The sequence below is a fragment of the Bariatricus sp. SGI.161 genome, assembly GCF_050313695.1.
Lineage (GTDB): Bacteria > Bacillota > Clostridia > Lachnospirales > Lachnospiraceae > JAFBIX01.
Map to the genome: position 1 here is coordinate 54,180 of NZ_JBNPLX010000005.1, position 25,684 is coordinate 79,863.

Here is a 25,684-nt window from a genome sequence, read left to right on the forward strand (position 1 = left end):
AAGGAGAAAGATTATGGGAAAAGTTGACGAAAATAAACGTAAGAAAAAAGATGCACTTTTTAATACTGCATATGAATTATTTACTACAAAAGGCTTCAATACTACTGCTATCTCTGACATCGTAGAAAAAGCAGGCGTTGCAAAGGGTACATTCTATCTGTATTTTAAAGACAAATACGACATCAAGAATAAACTCATTGCCCACAAGACACATGAATTATTCCATGCCGCCAACCTCGCACTAGCTGCATCCAATGTTCAAGGACTGGAAGAACAGTTGATTTTTATCATTAATCATGTCATTGATGCCTTAAAAGATAACAAATCTCTTTTAAACTTCATTTCTAAGAATCTTGTCATGGGCGCACTGAAATCTGCACTGCTGACCGGTGAAGACTCAGACACAGAATTATATGAAGCCTTTCTCAAAATGGTCGAGCAGGATGCATACTCCTATGAAGATATAGATGTCATGCTGTTTACGATCATCGAGCTTGCTGGTTCTACTGCCTATAATTCTGTCATATACGAAGAGCCTCTTTCCATCGAGCAATATAAGCCATTCTTATATCGTACCGTCAGACTGATCATCGAAAGTCATCGCATCAAATAATCTGTTTTTCACCCCCATGGGGGCTTGTTTTCCTTCATCCTGGTAACATAATATAGTGTTAACACCAAAGGTTATTTCGAGAGTGAAGGGAGCGGTTCTCTATGCATATGGCTGATGCTTTGGTCTCATCGGCAGTGGCAGGAACTATGTACGCCTGTTCCGCAGCAGCAGCAGCTTATTCAGTAAAAAAGGTACAATTAGAAAGCGATCCAAAGAAGATTCCCGTTATGGGCGTAATGGGTGCATTCGTATTTGCGACCCAGATGATTAATTTCACCATTCCGGGCACTGGTTCCAGTGGACACCTATGCGGAGGTATGCTACTATCAGCGTTGCTTGGACCATACGCTGGATTCCTCACCATGATTGGAGTGTTGCTCATCCAGTGTCTGTTATTTGCAGACGGCGGTCTTCTGGCACTCGGATGTAATGTCTGGAACATGGCATTTTACGGATGTTTCATTGGTGCCCTTCTTATCTGGAAGCCAATCATAAAAAAAGGATTTACAAAAGGTAAGATTATTGCTGCCTCCATCTTAGGTTGTGTTCTTACCCTACAGCTTGGAGCATTCAGTGTGACACTGGAAACTCTCGTTTCTGGCATAACGGAGCTTCCATTTACTACATTTGCAGCAACCATGCAGCCGATTCACCTTGCTATCGGTTTTGTGGAAGGACTTATTACTGCATCCATTCTGGTATTTGTACACGATGCACGTCCTGAGATGCTGTATCATGGAGCGGAATCTGCAGTCTCCAAAGGTCGTTTTTCATTTAAAAAGACGGTAACTATTCTTGCCGTTCTTGCAATCGTAATCGGCGGTGGATTATCTCTGTCAGCATCCTCTTACCCAGATGGTCTGGAGTGGTCCATCGAAAAGATTACCGGTTCTACGGAAATAGAATCTGAAGGCGATATCTATGAAAAAGCCGGTTCCATACAGGAAGCCACCGCATTGCTTCCAGATTATGCTTTCAAAGATTCTGATTCTTCTTTTGGAACAACATTTGCAGGAATCGTAGGCGGCATAGTCGTTATAGTTGTCTGTGTCGGAGCATGTTATATATTTAAATTTTTCAGGAAGAAACGAGTATCATGAGCAAAATTGGTAACGCAATCTATGAGATTCATCATATGGACATACTTTCATCAAGAGACCAGTGGGTGAACCATCTTCACCCACTGGTTAAATTTGTTCTGACTGTTCTTTACATTACAACCGTGGTTTCATTTTCAAAATATGACGTCATTGGACTCGCCGGAATGTTCGTCTATCCTCTGGCTACATTTCTACTGGCTGATTTGTCTTTCAAGGACAGCCTGAAGCGCCTCCGGGTCGTTCTGCCTCTCATATGCCTGATTGGAATCCTGAATCCATTTTTTGACAAAATACCTGTGTACATCGGCACATTTCGTATCAATGCCGGAGTATTATCTATGATTACACTCATGATGAAAGGAGTCTTCAGTGTCCTGGCATCCTACCTGTTGATTGCAACGACTTCTATCGAACAGCTATGTTACGCATTTCGCTTGATTCATATTCCACAGATTCTGGTCACGCAAATTCTGCTCACATACCGCTACATTTCCCTTTTATTAGAAGAAGTGAACCGCATCACACAGGCATACTCCTTAAGAGCGCCAAAGCAAAAAGGGGTTCACTTTAAAGTCTGGGGCTCTCTTACCGGTCAATTGTTACTTCGGAGCATGGATCGTGCCAGTAACGTATATGAAAGTATGACTCTCAGGGGATATACCGGAGACTTTCATTATATAAATGAAAAAGTGTGCTGGAAACCTCAGGACTTTGTATCCTTTTTCCTGTGGCTGAGCATCATTCTACTCTTTCGAAGATTTCCAATGCTTGTCATAATCGGACAGGCGATAGGTCATCTATTTTAATTATGGATTCTGAGTACATATTTTGATTACATGTTTGATAACTATCAAGGAGGATTGCATTCTATGTGTCACATACATATTGACGTTAAAAATGTATCTTTTAATTATGAGCCTGGAGAAGAAAATCGGATTTTGAAAGACATCTCATTTCACGCCTCAGAAAGCGATGCCATCGGCCTGGTCGGGGCAAATGGAGTCGGCAAATCCACCCTATTAAAAATACTTGTCGGGCTGTACTTAGACTTTGACGGAAGCATCCGCATCGAAGAAATCCCAGTACAAAAAGAAACTCTTCCTCAGATCCGAGAAAAAATCGGATATGTATTTCAAGATTCCGATAGCCAGCTCTTCATGTCAACCATCTACGAAGATATCGCATTTGCCCCGAGGAACTATGGTCTCCCGGAAGAAGAAGTCCACAGAAGAGTTGCAAAAGCCCTCGAGATGACCGGAATCAGCCACCTGAAAGATAAGCATATCTACAAACTGTCCGGCGGCGAGAAAAAACTGGCATCCATTGCCACCATCCTCTCCATGACTCCTGACATCATCCTGATGGATGAACCCTCCATCGCACTGGATCCCAGAAACCGCAGGAACCTGATCCATATCCTAAACTCCTTCGAACACCTGAAGATCATCGCATCCCACGATCTCGACATGATCTGGGACACCTGCGAGCGAACCATATTAATGGCAAATGGAAGAATCATCTGCGATGGACCAACGAAAGAAATCCTGTCGAATAAAGAATTGTTAGAAGCAAACGGATTAGAGCTGCCGTTGCAAATGGGGACGTAGTATTTTGTAAAAATACTACGTCCCCATTTGCAAAATGCCCTGTACCTTTTTGACTTAAAATTCTTTTTTCTTAATAATTTTCAATGAAATCAGATATGAAATGATCGTTGATGCTATACAGATTAATATAATTGCAATAATTGTTGTCGACAATTTCGCCTCAAAGATGGAATCAAGAATTGCTTCTATATCGATTCCCATTTTTCGTCCTATATATACCATCAGATAAATCGCTATGAAAAGGCATCCCCACACTGCAAGCAATGCCATTCGACTTTTTTCTGCTTCGAACTTCAGCTGTAAAGGTATGGTAAATGCCAGCATTATTATTACAATCAGAAAGCTTGATATCACTGTAGCTCCCCATTCTTCTAATGTATATTCAATGGATTTGGCAAAAACTACCGCATATGCTATTGCAGACACCCCCGCAAGAGAGGCTGCTGTGGATATCAGACCGAACACATATTTCTCTCCTACATATTCCTTCCGGGTAATTGGAAGTGTGAATAAATATGCCATTCCATTGTTATATTGATCATAACTGATCGTGCTTAATGTAAAAATCGATATCATGATTGTAATGTAATTTATGACAAAATCTGGATTATTTGAAACCACTAAAAAGATAATTCCCATCATGGATACCGTCAAAAAAAACTGCTTTTGATTTTTTAATAATTTAAAATCCTTAATCAATAATCCTTTCATTACTTTTCACCTCGCACCATCATCATGATTACTTCGTCAATACTTCCTTTTTCAATTACAATTGAAGGGTAATTCTCCAGATAAAATTGCTTCTGATTCGTCAGACAGCTATATCCAAACTCTTCTTTCTTATAGCGAAGAATATATTCTTTTTCCAAATCACGATACTGCTCATCTGTCACTTTCAAGAGTGCATAATCACTTAAGAGCACATCTGTTTCCTCGTGCATAATTATCTGCCCATGATCAATCATATATATATCATCACAAAAACCTTCCAAATCCGTAGAAATATGGGAACTAATCAGAATGGAACGACCTTCTTGCTCCATATATTCTCTTAACATCTGCAGAAGACTGTCGCGTGCAAGCACGTCAAGCCCTGCTGTCGGTTCATCCATAATCAACAGCTCCGCATTATAAGAAAGCGCTGCCAGCACTTGTAGCTTTCTCTTCATACCCGTCGAAAATTCTTTTATTTTCTTATTTATCGGAAGATGAAATTCTTCACATTTTTCTACAAATCTGTCTCGATTAAATTGTGAATACAAGTTCTCCAGCACTGGAATCAGATCCTTAATACTTAAGTATCCACTAAACTCCGAATCGGCTAATACGACCCCAATACGCTCCCGGTCCTCTGGTCTGAGCTGATCTGGCGTCCTTCCCAGAATCTCTATCTTTCCACCATCCGTATGAATCAATCCAAGTATCGCTCTAAATGTCGTACTCTTTCCAGCTCCATTTGCCCCTATCAGACCTGTGACACACCCTTCCCGGACCTCCATCGAACAGTCCAGTGCAAAATCCTTATACCTCTTCTCAACATTCTCCAATCTCAACATCTGCTAATCCTCCAAAACAATCCGAAATAGTTCCGTAATCTCCTGATTACTCATTCCACAGCTTCTGCCTTTTCGGATGGCCATTTCCAAATCAGCTTCGACTTCCTTTCTCTTCTCTTCCAGCATCATCTCCTGGTTGGCAAAAGCAACAAAGCTGCCTTTTCCATGGACTGTGATCACAAATCCTTCCTCCTCCAGGGCATCATATGCTTTCTTCACCGTCAGCGCACTGACGCGTAGTTCCTTCGCTAGCGTACGAACCGATGGGAGCATCGTATTCTCCTGCAATTCCCCTTGCATGATCTTGCCTTTCACCTGATCCACAATCTGATCATAGATAGGCTGCATAGAAGAATGATTAATAATTAACTTCATGTCATCCCTCCTTCGTTATAAACAGTATATAACTGTTTATAACTGTTGTCAACTGTTATATACTGTTTTTTCAATAGGGGACGGGGGTTTTTTCATTTTCCTCCGTCCCAGATTCAATTTACCGTGTCCCCAATTGCACAAAAAATCAGGCACCTTGTGATGCCTGATTTTTCTATCTATATTAGCATTAACAAATCTTACAGATCCATCCTTCTGGTGCTTCGATATGCCCCATCTGGATTCCGGTCAATGTCTCGTATAACTTCTTGGTCACTGGTCCCATCTCGTCCATTCCGCTTGGGAAGCAGATCTCTTCGCCATGGTCTACGATCTTTCCTACTGGCGAGATGACTGCTGCTGTACCACAAAGTCCGCATTCTGCGAAATCTTTGACTTCATCGAAGTATACTTCTCTTTCTTCTACTTCTAATCCAAGGTATTTCTCTGCAACATACATCAGAGAACGTCTTGTAATGGATGGGAGAATTGTAGTGGACTTCGGTGTTACAACTTTGTTATCTTTGGTAACAAAGATAAAGTTTGCTCCGCCGGTCTCTTCTACTTTTGTTCTGGTTGCTGCATCCAGATACATGTTCTCATCAAATCCCTGATTGTGTGCGTCTACGATTGCATGTAAGCTCATAGCATAATTCAGACCAGCTTTTACATGGCCTGTTCCATGCGGTGCTGCACGGTCGAAGTCACATACTCTGATGGTGATTGGCTTAGCGCCGCCCTTGAAGTATGGTCCTACCGGAGTTGCAAACATTCTGAACTGATACTCCTCTGCCGGCTTTACCCCAATTACAGAGCTGGAGCCAAACATGTATGGTCTGATGTAAAGTGTTGCTCCTGATCCGTATGGCGGAACATATGCTGCGTTTGCTTCTACCACCTGTTTTACTGCATCTAAGAATCTGTCTTCCGGGAATACAGGCATCTCAAGACGCTTTGCGGAATCTACCATTCTCTTTGCATTCAGATCCGGGCGAAATGTAACGATATGTCCATCTTCCGTAGTATAGGCTTTTAATCCTTCAAAACATGTCTGTGCGTACTGCAATACACCTGCACATTCATTTATTACGACATTGGCATCGGAGGTCAATGTACCTTCATCCCACGCTCCATTCTTATAATTGGAAACGTATCTCTTATCCGTCTGCATATAGCCAAATCCGATATTAGACCAGTCAATATTTTTCTTTTCCATTTTCTATTCCTCCGTCCTTAGATAAATAACTAAATATATGATCTGCAATTATTATAATACGCTCATTTTCAAAATTCAAGAGTGCGCTCTGTTTTTTACAAAAAACCTTTTATCGTTCCATCATGCTGATAGATTCAATCCCGACACTTCCGCCCCGCACAACTTCAATGCTCTTGAATTCTTCTTTCATCAACTTGATTACCGCATCATTCTTCGTTGCCGTCTGGACAAATTCCAGCAGAAGGCTGTCTTTGCCATAATCAATGACCTTTGCCTTAAATGTCTCTGCAATCTGGAATAATTCCACCTTATCTTCCGGTGTGCATTTGCGCACCTTAATATACATAATCTCTTTCATACGAACAAATACATCCGTAAAATCAATGACCTTGATGACCTCTACCAGACGGTTCAGCTGCTTCTTAATCTGCTCAAATGTCTCATCATCACTGACTGTTGCGATGGTCATTCTGGACACAGTAGGATCTTCCGTAGTACCTACAGTCAGACTGTCCAGATTATAGGATTTTCCGGAAAAAAGTCCAGATATTTTCGAAAGGACACCCACCTGATTTTCCACATACAGAGATATCCAACGTTTTTTCATTCCATTATTACTCATCTTGACCTCTCCTTTCCTCTTAACAATCCAATATCATATCTTCCAAAGTTCCGCCCGGCTGTATCATCGGATATACCAGATCCTCCGGATCGATTTCAAATTCAATAATGACCGGCGTCTTCTTACTCTTCATTGCTTCCCGGAAGGCAGGTTCGATCTCTTCCTTCTTGGTCACGCGGATTCCTTTTGCCCCATAACTCTCTGCAAGCTTGATAAAATCAGGTGTATATTCTGGGCAAGGCACCTCACCACATTTTCCCCGGCAGGCCGCTCCGGAACGCAGACAAGTCATTGAGTACCGCTTACCATAGAACAACTTCTGCCACTGGCGTACCATCCCCAGATTACTGTTATTGAAAATGCAGGAGATAATCGGAAGTTCTTCCAGTACAGCTGTCGCAAGCTCCTGAATATTCATCTGCATTCCGCCATCCCCGGAAATGGAGATAACCGGAGTATCAGGATTGCCGATCTTCGCTCCAATTGCACCCGGAAGACCATATCCCATGGTTCCAAGTCCACCCGACATAAGAAGTTTCTTCTTTTCCGTAATCTCAATAAACTGTGCTGTGAACATCTGATGCTGTCCAACATCCGTCACCACGATTGCCTCATCAAATACACGATTGATTGTCTCAATGACATCCTGTGGTGTCATGATCGGCTTCTGTTTCATCGTAAGTGGATGTTCCATCTTCCATTCACCGACCTCATCCAGCCATTTCTTCGTATTACATTCTGTTACATATTCCAGCATCTTAGTAATAGCTTCTTTCGCATCTGCTACGATCGGCACATCAACTTGCACATTTTTCGAGATAGCCGCTGTGTCAATATCTATATGTACAATCTGCGCATGCGGTGCGAAGGAATGGAGCTTTCCGGTAATTCTGTCATTAAATCTGGTTCCAATGGAGAATAACAGATCACACTCATTTACCGCCATATTGCAGGCATAGGCTCCATGCATTCCCAGATTGCCTACATATAACGGATGATTGGTCGGGACTGCTCCTCTTCCCATGACGGTTGTCACAACCGGTACATTCGTCTTATTCACTAATTCTGTAAATTCCCGATTGGCATGCGCGATATTTACACCGCCTCCCGCAAGAAACAGTGGTCGTTCCGCTTTACTTAACATCTTAATCGCCCGTTTCAATTGTCCGATATGAACATGCGTATTCGGCTTATATCCACGGATATTGACATCCGTCGGATAATCCGAACTTCCTAATTCTGCCATCACATCTTTCGGAAGGTCAATCAACACCGGTCCCGGTCTTCCGGTCCTTGCAATGTAAAACGCTTCTTTCAAGATACGTCCCAGATCCTCTCTGTTGCGTACCGTAACACCATATTTCGTAATACTTCTGGTAATTCCTACAATATCGACCTCCTGGAATGCATCATTTCCAATCAGATGTCTTGCTACCTGTCCGGTAAAGCATACCAACGGAACACTGTCATAATAGGCCGTTGCAAGACCCGTCACCAGATTCGTAGCTCCCGGTCCGCTGGTCACCAGACATACCCCAACTTTGCCTGTTGATCTTGCATAGGCATCTGCCTCATGCACCAGCGCTACTTCCTGCCTTGGAAGAATAACCTTCGTATAATCCTGCTTATACAGTTCGTCGCTGATATCAATGGTACATGCTCCAGGATAACCGAATATGGTATCTACCCCTTCCTCTCTCAACGCTTTCACTAATAATTTGTTTCCACTGATTTTTTTCATAAAATACCTCCTGTTCCCAAAGAAATATCCTTATCTTCAACTGCGAAAAAAAGCCCTAAGCCTATGCTTAGGGCGAATGATTCATCCGTGTTACCACCTAAATTCAAAGAGTCATCTCTTTGCACTCTGCCAATACGGGAGATATATTCTTCTCCGATATCGCTCCCCTCTAACGCTGGGACTGCGTTGAAGTCTACTCGAATCATCTTCCGCAATTCTTTCGGTTCACTGCTCAAAGGCTACTTCCATAAATCCATCACGAAGATTCGCACCACCCATCTTCTCTCTTGGCATCAGGTACTTATGTACTCCTCCTTGTCATAGCATTTCTCTGATAATTAGTATTATTATAGTAGATATTACCAGTAATTGTCAACCCAGAACTTTTTTTGCAATTCCTTCCCAGGAGATCTTACTGACATCTGCAATCTTCCGCTCCTTCGTATGTATGCTCTGAAGTAATGCCTTAGCCAGACGCTCTTCAAATTCTGGCAGAGACTCCGGCACCGGCTCATCGGTATTGCGCATCTGCGGCATCGTTACATATCTTACATCCGCTCCCGGCGCATATTCTCCAAGCCATGCCTGTATACCTGGAAGGTCTGATACTACGACCCGGTCTCCGCAGGCCAGCGCTTCAATCACCGTTAACGGAAGCCCGTCAAAAAAGGACGGCAGAGTAAAAATATCACATTCATTATACACTTTGGCGAGCGCTGGCTGTGCCAGTCTCCCCAGAAAATGGATCTCATATGGACATTCTTCTGCAAGTCTTTGAATCTCCCGGTACTCTGTCTCGTTTCCGGCACTTCCTGCAAGATACACCTGCAATGCCCCTTTCTGCACATGTGGTGCCTTTTTCCCTAGAAGCGAAAGACTTCGAATCAAGCTCATAACACCTTTTTTCTCCGCAATCTTTCCTGCAAATACAATTCTGGTCACACCATCTTTTGGTTTTTCCCCGGTCACATAGAAGATCTTATTATTATATCCCATCCCCACGATCATCGTCTTCTCAATATCCACCTGATAGATATCTACAACACCATCCTGTTGTGCTGTCTGAGGGACAAAGATCCGATCCAGTTTACGAATCTGTTCTGCTATAAAAGTACGCTCCAGATCCGTCTTCTGCATCTGACGCAGATCTGTATTATGACAGAAACCATAGATCTTTTTATTCGGAAACCATTGCCTTACAAAAGCAGTCAGAAGATACAGGTGATGGCACAGGATCAGATCCGGCTGAAATTGCTCCACAAGCGGTGAGATTACTTCAAAAAAACTCGCACGAAACTGTTCCACCATTTCCGGAGTCATATCACAATACCGGGTACTCTTATAAGGCATCTCATCTGACATTCCTACAATATCATATGGCAGCCGCTCACTGCAGAAATAAACAGGATAAAACTCCACTCCGTCTGGCAGTTCTACCTCGTCATCCCGGTAGATACCTGCCACAACTGCCTGCTCATGTCCCTGCAAAGCAAATTCCTTCACAAGCTCTGTCAGATACACACCGCTTCCTGTGCTATTTGGTTTCTGTGCTGTAATACTTAATATTCTCATGATAACCTCTCATATATCGTAAATTCATATTCCAAATCAAAGTACGTCTGTTCATCACTGGTCTTCGTCATTCTCCACTGAGGATCTTCATCCAGATTCGGGAAAAATGTGTCCGCATCATACGCATGCTCAATCTTTGTCACATATGCTTTGTCACAATATGGAAGAAGCTGACGGTAGATACTCTCACCACCAATGACATAGATATCTTCCGCTGGATATTTCTTTAATTCCTCTAACAGCGCATCGATACTGTGAACTATATCCGCTCCATTGACATGATAATTCTTATCCGAAGTCAATACAATGTTCACTCTCTTTTTCAGCGGCTGTCCACCGGGAAAACTTTCCAATGTTTTTCTTCCCATCACAACTACTTTTCCCGTTGTCGTCTCACGGAAAAACTTCATATCCTGCGGGATACTGACCAACAACTTATTATTCTTTCCAATCGCCCAGTTCTTATCTGCTGCAACTATAATATTCATATACCATCTCTCCTTCTATACCGCAACCGGGATATTCTTAATCTGCTCATGTGTCTGATAATCAATCAATGCCACATCATCCGGCGAAAAATCATAGAAATCCTTAATCTCTGGATTCAGCCAGAACTTTGGTGCCGGCAGCGGTTCTCTGCTGATCAGTTCCTCCACCAGCGGCACATGCCGGTCATAGATATGCGCATCTGCAATCACATGAACAAACTCTCCGACCTCCATATCGCACACCTGCGCCAGCATATGCATCAGCACGGAATACTGGCACACATTCCAGTTATTTGCCGCCAGCACATCCTGAGAACGCTGATTGAGAATTCCATTCAATGTAAGCTTTTCACTTCCCGGCTTCTTCGTTACATTAAAGGTCATACTGTAAGCACAGGGATACAGATTCATCTCATGAAGATCCTGATGCACATAGATATTCGTGAGAATTCTCCGGCTGTATGGATTATGCTTCAAATCATAGATTACGCGGTCTATCTGATCAAACATTCCTTCTTTATACTGGTGCTTGACTCCCATCTGATATCCGTAAGCTTTTCCGATGGAACCATCTTCATCTGCCCAGCTATCCCAGATGTGTGGTTTCAGATCATGGATATTGTTAGACTTTCTCTGCCAGATCCACAAAAGCTCATCCGTACAACTCTTGATTCCCGTCTTTCGAAGCGTCAGTGCCGGGAATTCTTTGGACAGATCATACCGGTTGACTACACCAAACTTCTTAATCGTATAGGCAGGCGTACCATCTTCCCATACCGGGCGAACCTTTTCTCCTCTGGTATCCGTTCCGTTGTCGATAATGTCCCTGCACATATCAATAAATACTCTATCTGCATAACTCATGGGTTTTTCCTCCTTATCATAACATCCACCTAAAAAGAATGTAATCTTTCCTGAACAGTTTACCATGAAATACATTTAAAAAAAAGAGGAAAAGCCGAACCATTACGGCTCGGCTATGTTATACAATACTTTATCCAGCATCTTTTCCAATGCTGCGATTTCCTTTTTATTCATTCCCAGTGTAAGCTTCTTATCAATCTTCTTCCGGTCAGCTTCCATTCTCCGCTGAATGTCATAGGCTTTCTCTGTCAGATAGATATTCTTGCAACGCCTGTCCTTATTGCTCGGCACGGAAAGAATGAACCCCTTCTCATCCAGCCTCTGCAATAGTCCGGTTACCGTTGGATTTCTAAGACATAGTGCTTTCTCGATGTCCCTTTGAGTCACCTCTTCTTTACTACTGTGAAACAAGTAATCCAATACAGCACACTGTGATGCAGTAATTCCCAATGTCTTTAATAGTTGATTGAAATCCTTTTCATAAATATTATTGATCTGTTTAAACATAAAGCCTATCGGCATCCGCTCTTTCATCCACGACCCTCTTTACTTTTCTCCTGGCATTCTCCTTAGGATTGAACGGTTCTTTTCAGTCCTACTCTGCTTTCCATCTAATTTTCGTTCATTATATCACAGGCTTTCTTTATTGACAAGCGAAGCGGCACGGACCACATGCTTTGCCAGGACAGAAGTGGTAATACTTCCCACGCCTCTTGGCACAGGACTGATATAAGATGTCTTTGGTTCCACTTCTTCAAAAGCCACATCTCCACACATCTTTCCATCTTCGTCTACATTAATGCCGACATCTGCTACGACAGCACCTTCTCCGACCATATCAGCCGTAATCATCCTGGCCTTTCCAGCTGCTGCAACGAGGATTTCCGCATTACGGCATACTTCTGGCAGATTCACCGTTCTGGTATGGCAGACCGTGATCGTGGCATGCTGTTTCAAGAGCATCATAGAAAGTGGTTTCCCTACGACCATACTTCTTCCTACAACAGTAACTCTCTTTCCTTTAGGGTCGATTTCATAGTAATCCAACATTTCCATAACTGCTTCCGCCGTACATGGTGCGTATCCGGTCTCGTCTCCTGCAAATACTTTTGCAATATTCACCGGACTCATGCAGTCCATATCTTTTTCCGGATGGATCATTGCTTTGATCGGTTCTTCATCCAGCTGCTTTGGCAGCGGACGAAACAGAAGGATACCATGGACAGACGGGTCGTCATTCACTTTCCCGAATTCCTGTTCAAAATCATCCTGAGAAATATCCTCCGGAAGTTCTACAATCCGACACTCAATTCCAATGGCTTCCATACGCTTTTTGGCACCGCGTTCATAAGACAGATCATCCGGACGATTTCCAACTCTTACGATAGTAAGGCAGGGAATCGTTCCTTTTTCTTTCAGCACTTCTACTTTTTCAATCAATGCAGCCTTCATGGCATTTGCCACATCAGCACCTTTCATTAATACACTCATCTTTTTCCTCCTACCGAATCTTCGCGAGCACTCCTGCATAGATTTCTTCCTGCAGCTTCCGTGCTTCTTCAATCATGGCATCCGATTCCTGATTCAACGCTTCCGCCCGTTCACGGTCTTTCATAAGACGGGTATTAATATAGATATTCAGGGATGCACCTTCCAGTGCAGCACGGGCAAACAGAACTGCAACACCCACATCACTGACTGCAATCTTACTGCCTTTCTCTCCCAATATTTTTAAATATCTCATTACTTTGAAAACAGTCTTCATAATCTGGAGCGGGACAATACTAGCCTCGTACAGAGCCTTCTCCATGACTCTTTCTTTTTCTTCTTTCTGCTCTGGAGTATCTTTCGGAAGACCATATGCTTTCGATAATGGTTCGAATGCTTCCGCATCCTGATCGGTCAGATCCACCAATTCTTCCCGAAGTTCTTTCAGGCAGCCCCGGATTTCTATGATTTCTTCCTCTACGTCAGCATACTTCTTCTTACCGACCGTCAGATTTGCTACCATCATTCCAAGCGCAGACGCAAATGCTCCCACTGCGGCGGAAGCACCTCCGCCGCCTGGAACAGGTTCGGCAGAGGATAACACTTCCAAGAAGTCTGTTGTTTTCTGTTCCAGCATCATGCCGTTCATTCCTCCTTAAAACAATCCTGAGATTACACCGTCTGCATCCACATCAATCTTTTCTGCGGATGGTACTTTCGGCAATCCAGGCATCTTCATGATATCACCAGTCAGTGCAACCAAGAATCCCGCACCTGCTGAGGCTGTGATATCACGAATCGTGATTCTGAAGTTTTCTGGTCTTCCCAGTTTCTTAGCGTCATCTGTCAGAGAATATTGATTCTTAGCCATACAGATTGGCAGATTTCCAAGACCGATTGCTTCTAAATTCTTGATTTCTTTATTAGCCTTTGTTGTATAATCTACTCCATCAGCTCCGTATACTTTTGTTGCAATAGCTTCAATTTTTTCTTTAATAGAAGCATCTACATTATATACATATTCCATGGTGCTCTCACCTTCACAGAGACGAAGCACTTCTTTTGCAAGCTCTTCTCCTCCTTCTCCGCCATGTGCCCACACTTCTGACAATGCAACATTAACACCTAGTTCTTTACATTTTTCACGAACCAGTTCCAATTCAGCCTTTGTATCTGTCGGGAATGCGTTGATTGCAACGACAACAGGAAGATGATATACCTTTGTAATATTTTCAATGTGCTTCAGTAAGTTTGGAATTCCTTTTTCCAATGCTTCCAGATTCTCAGCCTGAAGCTCGGTCTTTGGAACACCGCCATTGTACTTGAGAGCTTTGATCGTTGCAACCAGAACCACAGCATTTGGGCGGATTCCTGACATCCGGCATTTGATATCAATGAATTTTTCTGCACCAAGATCTGCGCCGAATCCTGCCTCAGTGATCATATAATCTGCAAGTTTCATCCCCATCTTTGTTGCGATCACACTGTTACATCCATGTGCAATATTTGCAAATGGGCCGCCGTGAATAAAAGCAGGAGTTCCTTCCAGTGTCTGTACCAGATTCGGTTTCAACGCATCTTTTAACAGTGCTGCTACAGCGCCTTCTGCGTGAAGATCTCCGGCCGTTACCGGTTTTCCGGTTCTGGAATATGCTACAATAATCTTAGATACACGTTCTTTCAGATCCAAAATATCATTTGCCAGACAGAATACAGCCATAATCTCTGAAGCAACTGTAATGTCAAATCCATCCTGACGTGTCACTCCATCTGCCTTTCCACCCAATCCATCTACGATACTTCGAAGCTGACGGTCATTCATATCCACACAACGTCTCCAGGTCACTTTGTTCGTATCAATATCCAGTGCATTTCCCTGATGGATATGATTATCCAACATAGCAGCGATCAGATTGTTTGCTGCACCAATGGCATGAAGATCTCCGGTAAAATGCAGGTTAATATCTTCCATTGGAACAACCTGTGCATAGCCGCCGCCTGCTGCTCCGCCTTTTACTCCGAATACAGGTCCAAGGGATGGTTCACGAAGTGCTACCATTGTCTTCTTACCCAGACGGTTCATGGCATCTGCCAGACCGATGGTTGTAGTAGTCTTGCCTTCTCCGGCCGGTGTCGGGTTAATCGCCGTTACCAGAATCACTTTAGAATCCGGGCGGCTCTCTAATTCATCTTTATAATAACGATAATCGATCTTTGCTTTGTATTTTCCATAATTTTCTACATATTTATCTGGAATTCCAAGAGAATCGGCAACTTTGTTAATCACTTTCATTTCCGCTTCCTGAGCGATCTCAATGTCACTTTTAAAACCCATATTACATACCAACCTTTCTTTTTAATTATACATTTTATCTTTTCTTTTTCGGCATTACATGTATTGCTTCCCCGACAGCATCCTCCAATGCCTCTGCTACGCCCTCATTATAAGTAGGATGTGCACGCATTCCTTTTAATAGCTGCTGCGCTGTCAGACGATTCACGACTGCAGTTACCAGTTCACCGATCATATCCGTTGCTCTTGCACACATCATCTGCGCTCCGATCACCACATCTGTATCTGCTTCTACAATGACCTTCACAAATCCTCGTTCTTCCTTGGTAATCAGAGATTTTCCATTGGCACTCATAATGAATTTTCCAGTCTTTACAGCAATGCCCTGCTCTTTGGCTTCATCTTCTGTCACGCCGACAGATGCAATCTCCGGATCTGTATATACACAGCCCGGAACCGTATGAACATCAATGGATGGCTCTTTCCCGGCAATCCGTTCTGCGACATATACACCCTGTGCACTTGCCAGATGGGCCAGCTGCATACCCTTTACAAGATCTCCGATCGCATAGACGCCTTCCATACTGGTACGGAATTCATCGTCTACGACTACACGTCCGCGTTCCATATCAAGTTCTACGTTATCCCCGAACAGACCGTCCGTATTCGGGCATCTTCCAACTGCACACAACACATATTGTGCAGAAACTCTTACTTCCTTTTCTTTCTCTGTGAACACACAGGTATATTGTCCATCATCTTCCTGTTCTACACGCTGTACCGCTGCTGATGTATGAATATCAATTCCTCGTTTCTTCAGAATCATCTTCAGATTCTGAGATACCTCTTTATCCATATTAGGAATTAATCTTGGCATAGCTTCCACAATGGTAACCTTACAGCCAAGATTCGCATATACACTGGCAAATTCCACGCTGATAACTCCGCCGCCGATGATCACAAGACTTTCCGGTCTCTCTCTTAATTGGAATAACTCATCACTGGTCAATACTCCCGGAAGATCAAGTCCTGGGATTGGAAGGACCAACGGCTTAGAGCCAGCGGCCAGGATTACATTTTCAGCTTCATAGCTCTCTTCTCCTTCTTCTCCTGCCACTCTAACTACTTTTCCTTTTTCCAGTGTTCCCTTTCCAGAGAGGAGTGTCACAGCGTTCGCCTTCAAAAGCTGTTCGATTCCCTGACATAATTTATCCGTTGTCTCTTCCTTATAAGCCACAATCTTGCCATAATCATAAGATACATCCGACGCCGCAACTCCAAACCTGTCTCCTTCCTGCATTTCCTTGTAAACAGAAGAAGCATGGATCATCGCTTTTGCAGGAATACAACCTCTGTTCAGGCATGTTCCTCCCACTCTTCTATTCTCCACAATTGCTGTGCGAAGCCCTGATTTTGCGGCTTTGATCGCAGCTACATAGCCGCCCGGTCCTGCACCGATTACAATAACATCAAATTTCTCTCCCATAGCTTCCTTCTCCTTTACAAATCGATAGACAGAATCCAGTCTGCAATGTCTTTCATCATCTGTTCTTCATCTTCATCCTCAGAACTATATTGCTTTAGCTCCTCGCAAATAGCATTCTTTTCGTAACGAATTCCTCTCAAATAGCAGCTTAGATCAGCGATCAGATCCGGCTTCATGGAATCAGAATATACATTCAGGTCTTCTACGATTCCATTTTTTACTTTCATCTGTAATGTTACCTGTCCCCACGGAAAACGATTGGACAATTCATACTGGAAATCCAGTTTCTTTCCAAAAATCCAGTCCCAGGAAGCAAATCTTTCTGTCCTTTTTTCGATTTCCTGTGCATCAAGATCCTCAACTTTCAGAATCTTAGCCTTTAACCCATAGACTTCCTCAAATGCTTCCAAGAGTTTCTGTTTTAACAGTTCCACCGTTGCATCCGGTGCATACTCTGTCAGATTTGCGACTCTTGCACGGACAGAATCCACACCTTTTGACTGAAGCTTATCTTTTGACACCGTCAGATATCTGGACAACTCTCCCAGATTAACATGAACCATCAGTGTTCCATGATGATAGCAGCAGTCTCCTTGCTCATAAAAAGCATTTCCTGAAAACTTATGCCCATCGATCAGAATATCATTACGTCCTGATTTTTCTGCATGGATTCCAAGCTTTTTTACTGCTTCAAGAATAACATTAAGCTGTTTATCTACATTATAGTTTTCTTTTCTGACAAGGAAAGTGAAGTTCAGGTTTCCAAGATCATGGTAGACAGCACCGCCGCCGGAAAGCCGGCGTACCGGATATCCGTTTTCTTCTTCCAGTTTACTTACCAGACACTCTTTCCATGCGTTCTGATTTCGTCCGATTACAACCGTATTTCTGTTCTGCCAGAGATACAAAATACATTCCTCTTTATCACAATGGAGGAGCAGATACTCCTCCACCGCAAGATTCTGATAGGGGTATGTATTAGCTGTTTCAATGTAAGTTATTTTATCTATCATTTTGATACCTCATTCAGAATGTCATTCTATTTTGAAAAATCATACCGGAGTACTGGATGCCTTGCCGCACCTACTTCATCCAGTCTTGTCACCGGCGTTGAGACAGGTGCCTGATGAAGCTGCTGCGCGTCTTCTTTGGCAAGCTCATATAATCCTCTGAATACACGGATTGCTTCATCCAGTGTTTCTTTGGATTCTGTCTCTGTCGGTTCCACCATCAAAGCCTCATCTACGATTAATGGGAAGTACATTGTCGGCGGATGAATGCCATTATCAAGAAGTCCCTTGGCAATATCCATTGCAGATACTCCTGTTGCTTTCTTAAGATCAGAAAGGCTCATAACAAACTCATGCATACATACTTCGTCATATGCCATCGTATAGATGTCCTTTAACTTATTCATCATATAATTTGCATTCAGGACAGCATTCTGGCTGGCTTGTGGGATTCCTTCTCTTCCAAGCGTCATGACATAAGTAAGCGCTCTGACTGCTACAAGGAAGTTACCATAGAAGCTCTTCATCTCACCGATACTGTGCTCTGCTTTCTCAAACTGCAGCTTTTCTGTACCTTTCACAAGTACAGACGGAAGGAACTGTGCCAGATGTTCTTTACAGCCGACCGGTCCACTTCCCGGGCCGCCTCCTCCATGAGGCGTTGAGAATGTTTTATGAAGATTCAGATGGATCACATCAAATCCCATATCACCTGGCCGTACCGTTCCCATAACGGCATTTAAGTTCGCACCGTCATAGTAGCACTGACCGCCGCATTCATGAATGATCTTCGTAATCTCAAGAATATTTTTATCAAACAGTCCAACCGTATTTGGATTGGTAAGCATCAGACCTGCCACATCATCTCCGGCTGCCTCGCGCAGTTTTTCAAGATCCACGCATCCATCCGGTCCTGATGGAATACTGACAACGGAGAACCCTGCCATCACTGCACTTGCCGGATTAGTACCATGAGCAGAATCCGGAACGATGATCTTGGTTCGTTTCTGATCTCCTCTGCTTTGATGATATGCTTTAATAAGGAGAAGCCCGGTAAACTCACCGTGGGCTCCTGCTGCCGGTTGTAATGTCATCTGACTCATGCCCGTAATCTCACACAGATATGACTCCAGTGTCTTCATAACTTCCATACATCCCTGTACCGTATGTGCCGGCTGAAGCGGATGAATCTCTGTAAATCCTGGCAATGCAGCCATATCCTCGTTGATCTTCGGATTATATTTCATGGTACAGGAACCAAGTGGATAGAATCCATCATTCACTCCATGACATTTCTTGGCAAGCTCCGTGTAGTGTCTGCTAATCTCATTTTCAGAAAGTTCCGGCAAATGTAATGCAAGTTCTCTCTGGTCTTTTTCCTCCGGCAAGACTACGTCTACATCACACTCTGGAAACAGACTCAGTCCTCTTCCTTCTTTTCCTTTCTCAAATATTAACATCCATTACACCTCCTTTATGATGGCAACTGCTCTGTCAATGTCTTCTTTACTGTTCATCTCGGTGCAGCACCACAAAATTCTATGTTCATCCAATGGATATCCTCCGAGGATTCCTTCTTGTTCCAGTGCATTCAATACCTTTTCAGAAGGAACATCTGATACAGTCACAAACTCATGGAAATATTCGCCTTTGTTCTCAATCTGATAACCGGCTTTCTCCAATTCTTTTGCCATGTAATGAGCCTTTGAAGTACATTGTGTTGCAACATTTTTCAATCCTTCGCCGCCTACAGACGCCAGATATACTCCAACCGCCAGCGCACACAGCGCCTGATTAGAACAGATATTGCTGGATGCTTTTTCTCTGCGGATATGCTGTTCTCTTGCCTGTAGAGTCAGTACATATCCAACTTTTCCATTATGATCCGTTGTCTGTCCTACGATTCTTCCCGGAAGCTTTCTTGTCATGGCTGATACACATGCCATAAATCCAACATACGGGCCGCCAAATGCAAGTGGAAGACCCAGAGGCTGTCCCTCTCCGACTGCCACATCTGCTCCATATTCTTTTGGTGTCTTGATGATTCCAAGAGAGATTGGATTCACACCCATGATATATTTTGCTCCTGCTTCATGTACAATCTCACCGATAGCCTGTGCGTCTTCCAGACTTCCATAGTAGTTTGGATGCTGAATATATACACAGGCCGTAGTGTCATCGATCAGTTCACGAAGTGCATCTACATCTGTAAGACCATCCTTCGAAGGGATCATAACCAGATCCATACCATTTCCAAAGCAATAGGTCTTCACTGTTTCTAATACCTTCGGATCTGTAGTCTCAGAAATAAGTGCTTTCTTTCTCTTTCTTTCCCGACACATTGCAATTCCTTCTGCCGCTGCAGTTGCGCCGTCATAGACAGATGCGTTCGAAGTATCCATTCCTGTAAGTTCACAGATCATCGTCTGATATTCAAAAATAGACTGCAGGATTCCCTGACTGATCTCTGCCTGATATGGCGTATATGCCGTCAACAGATTTTCTTTTGATATCACACTTTTTACAACCGATGGTATAAAATGTCTGTATGCTCCTGCGCCACGGAAAATCACAGGAAATACTTTATTTTTCTCTGCCATCTGCGTTACTTTTTTACGGACTTCCAGTTCAGACATTCCTTCCGGAATCTTAAGTCCACCTTTTACTTTTACTTCATCTGGAATATGCCCAAACAATTCTTCCATAGATCCAAAGCCAATCTCCGCAAGCATCTCTTTCTGTTCCTGCTTTGTACCCGGAATATAATTTCCCATAAAGCGTCACCGCCTTTCCTTAATCTGTTCTATTATGCCTGTTCACTCTCTACAAATGCCTTATATTCTTCTGCAGATAAGAGTTCTTCCTTTTCTGTAATATCTTTCACTTTTACAAACCATGCTTCATATGGTGCCTCATTAATCTTTTCTGGAGCATCCATGAGTTCTTCGTTAATCTCACATACAGTTCCGGAAACCGGTGCATACACATCAGATACTGCTTTAACAGATTCAACATCTGAAAATGCTTCGCCTACAGAGATCTCGTCTCCCTCTTCCGGAAGATTGACAAATACCAGGTCTCCAAGTTCAGACTGTGCATAGTCTGTAAGACCAATCACAGCAACATCTCCTTCTTCCTTTACCCATTCGTGTGACTTTGAATACAATAATTCTTCTCTTAATTCCATCGTTTTATCTCCTTTTTTTATATTGGCTTTTTATTTATTATTTACTTCTTTTATAGAATGGAAGTGCCACCACTTCTGCTTCTACTTTTCGGCCTCTTACTTCGACCTCTACCTTATCACCCAATTCTGCACTGCCTTCTGCAACCAGTGCCATTGCGATTGGATATCCAAGATATGGACAGTGCGTTCCGGAAGTAGTAAGACCAATCTTTTCTCCATCTTTAAATACTTCCTGATGCTCTCTGATAATTCCACGTCCGGTTACTTTCAGGCCGATACGTGTTCTCTGAGGTGCTTCCTTCTCTTCTAATGCCGCTTTGCCGATAAAGTCATCTTTCTTCATCTTTACTGCAAAACCCAGTCCTGTCTCTAATGGAGATACTGTATCGTCCATCTCATGACCATAGAGAGGCATTGCTGCTTCCATGCGAAGGGTATCTCTTGCTCCCAGTCCACATGGAATCAAACCGTCTTCTTTTCCGGCTTCCAGAAGAGCATCCCACATTTTCTCAGCATTGCTGCTGTCAAGATAAAGCTCTACTCCATCTTCTCCTGTGTATCCAGTCTTAGAAATAATACAAGGAATTCCGGCAACTTCTGTATCAAACACAGCATGATAATACTTCTTTGGAATATTCTCTTCCGCCGTAAGCTTTTTTAAGATCTCCATTGCTTTTGGTCCCTGCAATGCCAGCTGTACATACTGCTCTGACACATCAGTAAATATCACTTCTCCAAACTGGTGATCCAACATCCACTGATAATCCTTATCTTTATTTGCTGCATTTACTACGATAAAGTAATGGTCATCTGATTTCTTATATACAATCAGATCATCCACTGTACCGCCATTCTCATTGCACATCGGGCTATATCTTGCCTGACCGTCTACCATATTGTCAAAATTGTTCGTCAGAATCATCTGAAGATTCTGGAGTGCATCTTTTCCTTCACACAGCACTTCACCCATGTGAGATACATCAAATAATCCGGCTTGTGTGCGGACAGCCATATGTTCTTTGATCACTCCGGTTCCATACTGTACCGGCAGTAAATATCCGCCAAATGGTACGATCTTTCCTCCGGCTTTCACATGTGCATCATATAATGGGGTTTTCAATTCCATTTTTGCTCCTCCTTCTTTAACAGCTTTCTTCTGTCAAACAAGAGAAAAAGGACTGCATGATCCATCTGGATCGCACAGTCCCCTGTCGTTTGTCCTTCAGAGTATTGTCCGGATTCGATTCCTTTTGCCTGAGAGTTTCAATTTTCCTCTTGCCCCTTCGGCGTTCTGATAACAAGAACCAGAATCTCTCTCGAATCCATCAGCCAACTTCTTGTTTTTTATTTTTCCTTATTATATCCGTCGATTTTTTCTTTGTCAACGCGATTTTTTGTGTGTAATTTACAACAATCCGGTTATTATATTCACAATTTTGTTGCATTTTTCACATATCAGGAACAATCCCCATAAACTCAGGCTTTTCAACAAGTTACTCTGATGGTTGATTATTTATTTTTTCAATGAATACATTATAATTTTTTATATTCCATCTTCACGAAATTTTTTCAATTCGCGGACAGAATATCCGATTGCAACGACAGCTGCAGCTCCATCTGCAATCGGCCCCGCATACATTACTCCATCAATTCCCATAAAGAGTGGGAAGATTAAAATCAACGGAAGTAGGAAGATAATCTGCCTCGTCAGTGATACTACAATCCCCAGTTTCGCCTTCCCGATGGACGTAAAGAATCCGGAAGACATCGGCTGAATTCCATTGATAAATGTCATGAGCATAAAGATGCGAAAATATCTTTCTGCAAACCGGAAGTATTCTTCACTTCCGGTACCAAATATGCTGACCAGCTGCCGCGGAAAGAGCTGAAAGCATAAAAAGAAAATGATGCCTATTGTCAAAGATATCTGAAATGCTTTCTTGTAAGTCTGTTTTACCCGGTCATACTGTCCTGCTCCATAATTAAATCCCCAGATTGGCTGACATCCCTGAGAGATTCCAATACAGATGGCCATAAAGACCATATTTACCTTTGAAATAACTCCTACACAGGCAAGCGGAATATCGGTTCCATACATAGACTCTGCGCCATAATGCCGCAAAGTATTATTCATCACGATCTGAACAATCGCCATAGCAATCTGGTTAATGCAGGACGCCATTCCCAGGGAGACAATGGCTCTCAGGTACTTCCCTTTTGGACGGAGCATTGACCAACTCAGTTCTAATTTTCGAAACCGTAGGAAATACACGATTACCAGAATCCCTGATATAATCTGCCCAATAATAGTGGCCCAGGCTGCTCCTTTAATTCCCCAGTGAAATCCAAAGATAAACAGAGGATCCAATATCGTATTGATAATTGCCCCAGTCAACATGCATGCCATGGAATAAGTCGGACTTCTGTCTGCCCGGATCAGATGATTGCCACCTGTTGTCAGAATCAGAAACGGGATTCCAAACGCTGTAATTCCTGTATAATCCTGTGCATATGGCAATACATCCGGTGTCACTCCGAATAACTGTAGAAGAGGATCCAAAAAAAATAATACAACCACAGCAATGATCACACCGCAGATAACCAGCATTGCAAGGCCAGTCCCGACAATCTTGCTTGCTTCTTCTGATTCACCGGCTCCTGACTTTAGATTAAAATTAGATGCGCTTCCGATCCCCAACAAAAGAGCCGTTGCCGTACAGATAATAGAAATCGGAAATGCAATATTAGTGGCCGCATTTCCCAGCATTCCAACTCCCTGTCCGATAAAGATCTGGTCCACGATATTATATAGGGAACTCACCAGCATACTGATGATGGCGGGGATTGCAAATTTTGCAATTAATTTCTCAATACGCTCTGTTGCCAGCGGATTCATTATATTTCTTCTTTCATTCATAATTCCTAGTATTCCCTGATCACGCTGCTGATTTCACGAGTAGTCTCCATATCTTTGAGATGCTCCAGAGCATCCTCCATATGATATTCCTTTACTGCTTCTGTCACGATAACCAGTTCAGCGACCCCGTCCGTAATGATTTTCTGGATTACTTTCGAGATACTGACCTGATGCACGCCAAATACACTGGCGATTGCTGCCAGAACCCCCGGTTTATTATCCACCTGCATGCGCAGGAAAAACTTATTCTTTACCTCACGAAATTCCTTCACCTTCGTCTCACGGTAACAAGTACAGCTGATTCTTCCGGTGCAGTGATACTGAATATCTCTCACCACATCAATGACATCTCCCATAATGGCACTGGCCGTTGGAAATTCTCCGGCACCACGTCCGTAGAACATGACATCATCCACTGCATCTCCATGTACGAATACTGCATTGAAGGAATCTCTTACTGATGCAAGAGGATGCTCCTGAGGAATCATCATCGGATGTACAGATACCTCAATACCATCTTCTGTATTATGTGCAACCCCCAGTAACTTGATCACATTGCCAAATTCCTTTGCATAATTGATATCCCTTGCAGAGATCTTCGTAATGCCTTCCGTATATACATCGGAAAATGTCACTCTGGAATGGAACGCGATGGAAGCCATAATCGCAACTTTTCTTCCTGCATCCAGTCCCTCGATATCTGCAGTCGGATCTGCCTCTGCATAACCAAGTTCCGTCGCTTTTGCCAGTGCTTCATCAAAATCCATTCCTTCTTCAAACATCTTTGTCAGGATATAATTGGTCGTTCCATTGACAATTCCGATCACTTCATCCATTTCATTTGCAGCCAGACACTGCTTCAATGGACGAATGATCGGGATACCTCCGGCCACCGCTGCTTCAAAAAGGAAATCCACGCCATTATTCTCTGCCGCATCCAGAAGTTCTCTTCCATACTCTGCGACCAGATCTTTGTTCGCCGTCACCACATTCTTTCCGGAATTTAATGCCTCCAGAATCATCGTCTTCGCAGGTTCAATTCCACCCATCACCTCAATGACAATGGAAATCTCATCATTATTAATGATATCTTCCCATCGATCCGTCAAAAGAAATGTATCCACACCGTCTCTTACTTTATTCAGATTATGAACCAAAATACCTGCTATTTCCAGACGGGCACCTGTTTTCTTGACCATCTCTTCTTTCTGGCGCTCTATAATCTTATAAACTCCGCTGCCAACTGTACCGAGTCCCAGTAAGCCTATTTTAATTGTCTGCTGTTCGTTCATCTCTCCACTTCCTTTATCTGTTTTCACTTTCATACTGCACTAGTATACCACAATATATATTATTTTTTCAAATTTTAGATTTTCGAAATTTTTTCAATATTTTTGAAAAAAGGTGTTGACAGATAAACATTCTTGTAGTATATTATTTATTGTTCTGAGGAACACAAAACATAAAAAATGCGACAGTGGCTCAGTTGGTAGAGTACGACCTTGCCAAGGTCGGGGTCGCGGGTTCGAACCCCGTCTGTCGCTCTAAAAAA

General features: G+C 42.9%; 25 protein-coding genes, 1 tRNA gene, 1 riboswitch and 1 other annotated feature. Of the genes, 5 read left to right on the forward strand and 21 right to left on the reverse strand.

Features of this window, described 5'->3' with window-relative positions:
- The first annotated feature begins 13 nt into the window (after positions 1 to 13).
- The 4 genes from ACQRBH_RS04315 to ACQRBH_RS04330 all read left to right on the forward strand — a co-directional run bounded on the left by ACQRBH_RS04315 (position 14) and on the right by ACQRBH_RS04330 (position 3,320).
- Complete coding sequence (locus ACQRBH_RS04315; protein WP_427744551.1) at positions 14 to 613, forward strand: TetR/AcrR family transcriptional regulator; 600 nt, start codon at positions 14 to 16, stop codon at positions 611 to 613.
- Positions 614 to 714: 101 nt separating this feature from the next.
- Positions 715 to 1,713, forward strand: a complete 999-nt coding sequence (locus ACQRBH_RS04320; RefSeq protein ID WP_427760991.1) for an energy-coupling factor ABC transporter permease — start codon at positions 715 to 717, stop codon at positions 1,711 to 1,713.
- Positions 1,710 to 2,519: a cobalt ECF transporter T component CbiQ gene (gene cbiQ, locus ACQRBH_RS04325; RefSeq protein WP_427760992.1), complete on the forward strand. Its 810-nt coding sequence runs from the start codon at positions 1,710 to 1,712 to the stop codon at positions 2,517 to 2,519. The genes ACQRBH_RS04320 and cbiQ overlap by 4 nt, the downstream gene beginning before the upstream one ends.
- A gap of 63 nt (positions 2,520 to 2,582) precedes the next feature.
- Positions 2,583 to 3,320 carry an energy-coupling factor ABC transporter ATP-binding protein gene (locus ACQRBH_RS04330; protein WP_427760993.1) on the forward strand — a complete coding sequence of 246 codons (738 nt, stop codon included), beginning with the start codon at positions 2,583 to 2,585 and terminating at the stop codon, positions 3,318 to 3,320.
- 54 nt (positions 3,321 to 3,374) lie between these two features.
- On the opposite strand, the gene ACQRBH_RS04335 is transcribed toward ACQRBH_RS04330, so the two are convergent.
- From ACQRBH_RS04335 to ACQRBH_RS04435, 21 genes are all read right to left on the reverse strand, one after another.
- Positions 3,375 to 4,031 (reverse strand): ABC-2 transporter permease, encoded by a 657-nt coding sequence (locus ACQRBH_RS04335; protein ID WP_427760994.1) that lies wholly within the window; start codon positions 4,029 to 4,031, stop codon positions 3,375 to 3,377.
- Complete coding sequence (locus ACQRBH_RS04340) at positions 4,031 to 4,876, reverse strand: ABC transporter ATP-binding protein (protein WP_427743563.1); 846 nt, start codon at positions 4,874 to 4,876, stop codon at positions 4,031 to 4,033. The genes ACQRBH_RS04335 and ACQRBH_RS04340 overlap by 1 nt, the downstream gene beginning before the upstream one ends.
- Before the next feature lie 3 nt (positions 4,877 to 4,879).
- Positions 4,880 to 5,251 (reverse strand): GntR family transcriptional regulator, encoded by a 372-nt coding sequence (locus ACQRBH_RS04345; protein WP_235232054.1) that lies wholly within the window; start codon positions 5,249 to 5,251, stop codon positions 4,880 to 4,882.
- A 187-nt stretch (positions 5,252 to 5,438) separates the two neighbouring features.
- Entirely contained in the window at positions 5,439 to 6,464 is a 1,026-nt protein-coding gene (locus tag ACQRBH_RS04350) for a branched-chain amino acid aminotransferase (RefSeq protein ID WP_235232053.1), read from the reverse strand.
- A gap of 109 nt (positions 6,465 to 6,573) precedes the next feature.
- Positions 6,574 to 7,086, reverse strand: a complete 513-nt coding sequence (ilvN, locus tag ACQRBH_RS04355) for an acetolactate synthase small subunit (protein ID WP_235232052.1) — start codon at positions 7,084 to 7,086, stop codon at positions 6,574 to 6,576.
- Between the two features lie 19 nt (positions 7,087 to 7,105).
- Entirely contained in the window at positions 7,106 to 8,827 is a 1,722-nt protein-coding gene (gene ilvB, locus ACQRBH_RS04360; protein ID WP_427743565.1) for a biosynthetic-type acetolactate synthase large subunit, read from the reverse strand.
- 65 nt (positions 8,828 to 8,892) lie between these two features.
- Positions 8,893 to 9,158 (reverse strand) — a binding site (T-box leader).
- Between the two features lie 41 nt (positions 9,159 to 9,199).
- Positions 9,200 to 10,399, reverse strand: a complete 1,200-nt coding sequence (locus tag ACQRBH_RS04365; RefSeq protein ID WP_427760995.1) for a glycosyltransferase family 4 protein — start codon at positions 10,397 to 10,399, stop codon at positions 9,200 to 9,202.
- Positions 10,396 to 10,887 carry a dihydrofolate reductase gene (locus ACQRBH_RS04370; RefSeq protein WP_235232049.1) on the reverse strand — a complete coding sequence of 164 codons (492 nt, stop codon included), beginning with the start codon at positions 10,885 to 10,887 and terminating at the stop codon, positions 10,396 to 10,398. Before ACQRBH_RS04370 ends, ACQRBH_RS04365 begins: the two co-directional genes overlap by 4 nt.
- A 15-nt stretch (positions 10,888 to 10,902) precedes the next feature.
- Positions 10,903 to 11,751, reverse strand: a complete 849-nt coding sequence (gene thyA, locus ACQRBH_RS04375) for a thymidylate synthase (RefSeq protein WP_427743568.1) — start codon at positions 11,749 to 11,751, stop codon at positions 10,903 to 10,905.
- A gap of 102 nt (positions 11,752 to 11,853) precedes the next feature.
- The gene (locus ACQRBH_RS04380; RefSeq protein WP_427743569.1) at positions 11,854 to 12,285 is read right to left on the reverse strand and encodes a MarR family winged helix-turn-helix transcriptional regulator; all 432 of its coding nucleotides are present in this window, start codon (positions 12,283 to 12,285) and stop codon (positions 11,854 to 11,856) included.
- A gap of 96 nt (positions 12,286 to 12,381) precedes the next feature.
- The gene (locus tag ACQRBH_RS04385) at positions 12,382 to 13,242 is read right to left on the reverse strand and encodes a bifunctional 5,10-methylenetetrahydrofolate dehydrogenase/5,10-methenyltetrahydrofolate cyclohydrolase (protein ID WP_427743571.1); all 861 of its coding nucleotides are present in this window, start codon (positions 13,240 to 13,242) and stop codon (positions 12,382 to 12,384) included.
- A 10-nt stretch (positions 13,243 to 13,252) separates the two neighbouring features.
- A complete protein-coding gene (locus ACQRBH_RS04390; protein WP_235232045.1) occupies positions 13,253 to 13,879 on the reverse strand; it encodes a cyclodeaminase/cyclohydrolase family protein in 627 nt (208 codons plus the stop codon).
- A gap of 15 nt (positions 13,880 to 13,894) precedes the next feature.
- Positions 13,895 to 15,574 (reverse strand): formate--tetrahydrofolate ligase, encoded by a 1,680-nt coding sequence (locus ACQRBH_RS04395; protein ID WP_427760997.1) that lies wholly within the window; start codon positions 15,572 to 15,574, stop codon positions 13,895 to 13,897.
- Positions 15,575 to 15,608: 34 nt separating this feature from the next.
- Positions 15,609 to 17,018 (reverse strand): dihydrolipoyl dehydrogenase, encoded by a 1,410-nt coding sequence (lpdA, locus tag ACQRBH_RS04400; protein WP_427760999.1) that lies wholly within the window; start codon positions 17,016 to 17,018, stop codon positions 15,609 to 15,611.
- A 14-nt stretch (positions 17,019 to 17,032) separates the two neighbouring features.
- Complete coding sequence (locus tag ACQRBH_RS04405; RefSeq protein WP_427743575.1) at positions 17,033 to 18,031, reverse strand: lipoate--protein ligase; 999 nt, start codon at positions 18,029 to 18,031, stop codon at positions 17,033 to 17,035.
- A gap of 26 nt (positions 18,032 to 18,057) precedes the next feature.
- Positions 18,058 to 19,488, reverse strand: a complete 1,431-nt coding sequence (gene gcvPB / locus ACQRBH_RS04410) for an aminomethyl-transferring glycine dehydrogenase subunit GcvPB (RefSeq protein WP_427743576.1) — start codon at positions 19,486 to 19,488, stop codon at positions 18,058 to 18,060.
- 3 nt (positions 19,489 to 19,491) lie between these two features.
- Positions 19,492 to 20,802: an aminomethyl-transferring glycine dehydrogenase subunit GcvPA gene (gcvPA, locus tag ACQRBH_RS04415; protein ID WP_427761001.1), complete on the reverse strand. Its 1,311-nt coding sequence runs from the start codon at positions 20,800 to 20,802 to the stop codon at positions 19,492 to 19,494.
- A gap of 32 nt (positions 20,803 to 20,834) precedes the next feature.
- Complete coding sequence (gene gcvH / locus ACQRBH_RS04420) at positions 20,835 to 21,215, reverse strand: glycine cleavage system protein GcvH (protein ID WP_427743578.1); 381 nt, start codon at positions 21,213 to 21,215, stop codon at positions 20,835 to 20,837.
- A gap of 37 nt (positions 21,216 to 21,252) precedes the next feature.
- Entirely contained in the window at positions 21,253 to 22,341 is a 1,089-nt protein-coding gene (gene gcvT, locus ACQRBH_RS04425) for a glycine cleavage system aminomethyltransferase GcvT (RefSeq protein WP_427761003.1), read from the reverse strand.
- A gap of 105 nt (positions 22,342 to 22,446) precedes the next feature.
- Positions 22,447 to 22,544, reverse strand: a riboswitch (glycine riboswitch).
- A 214-nt stretch (positions 22,545 to 22,758) separates the two neighbouring features.
- The gene (locus ACQRBH_RS04430; protein ID WP_427761004.1) at positions 22,759 to 24,132 is read right to left on the reverse strand and encodes an MATE family efflux transporter; all 1,374 of its coding nucleotides are present in this window, start codon (positions 24,130 to 24,132) and stop codon (positions 22,759 to 22,761) included.
- Between the two features lie 5 nt (positions 24,133 to 24,137).
- Complete coding sequence (locus tag ACQRBH_RS04435; RefSeq protein WP_427761005.1) at positions 24,138 to 25,424, reverse strand: homoserine dehydrogenase; 1,287 nt, start codon at positions 25,422 to 25,424, stop codon at positions 24,138 to 24,140.
- 179 nt (positions 25,425 to 25,603) lie between these two features.
- Between ACQRBH_RS04435 and ACQRBH_RS04440 the strand changes: the two genes are divergently transcribed.
- A tRNA-Gly gene (locus ACQRBH_RS04440) sits at positions 25,604 to 25,676 on the forward strand.
- The last annotated feature ends 8 nt before the right edge of the window (positions 25,677 to 25,684 follow it).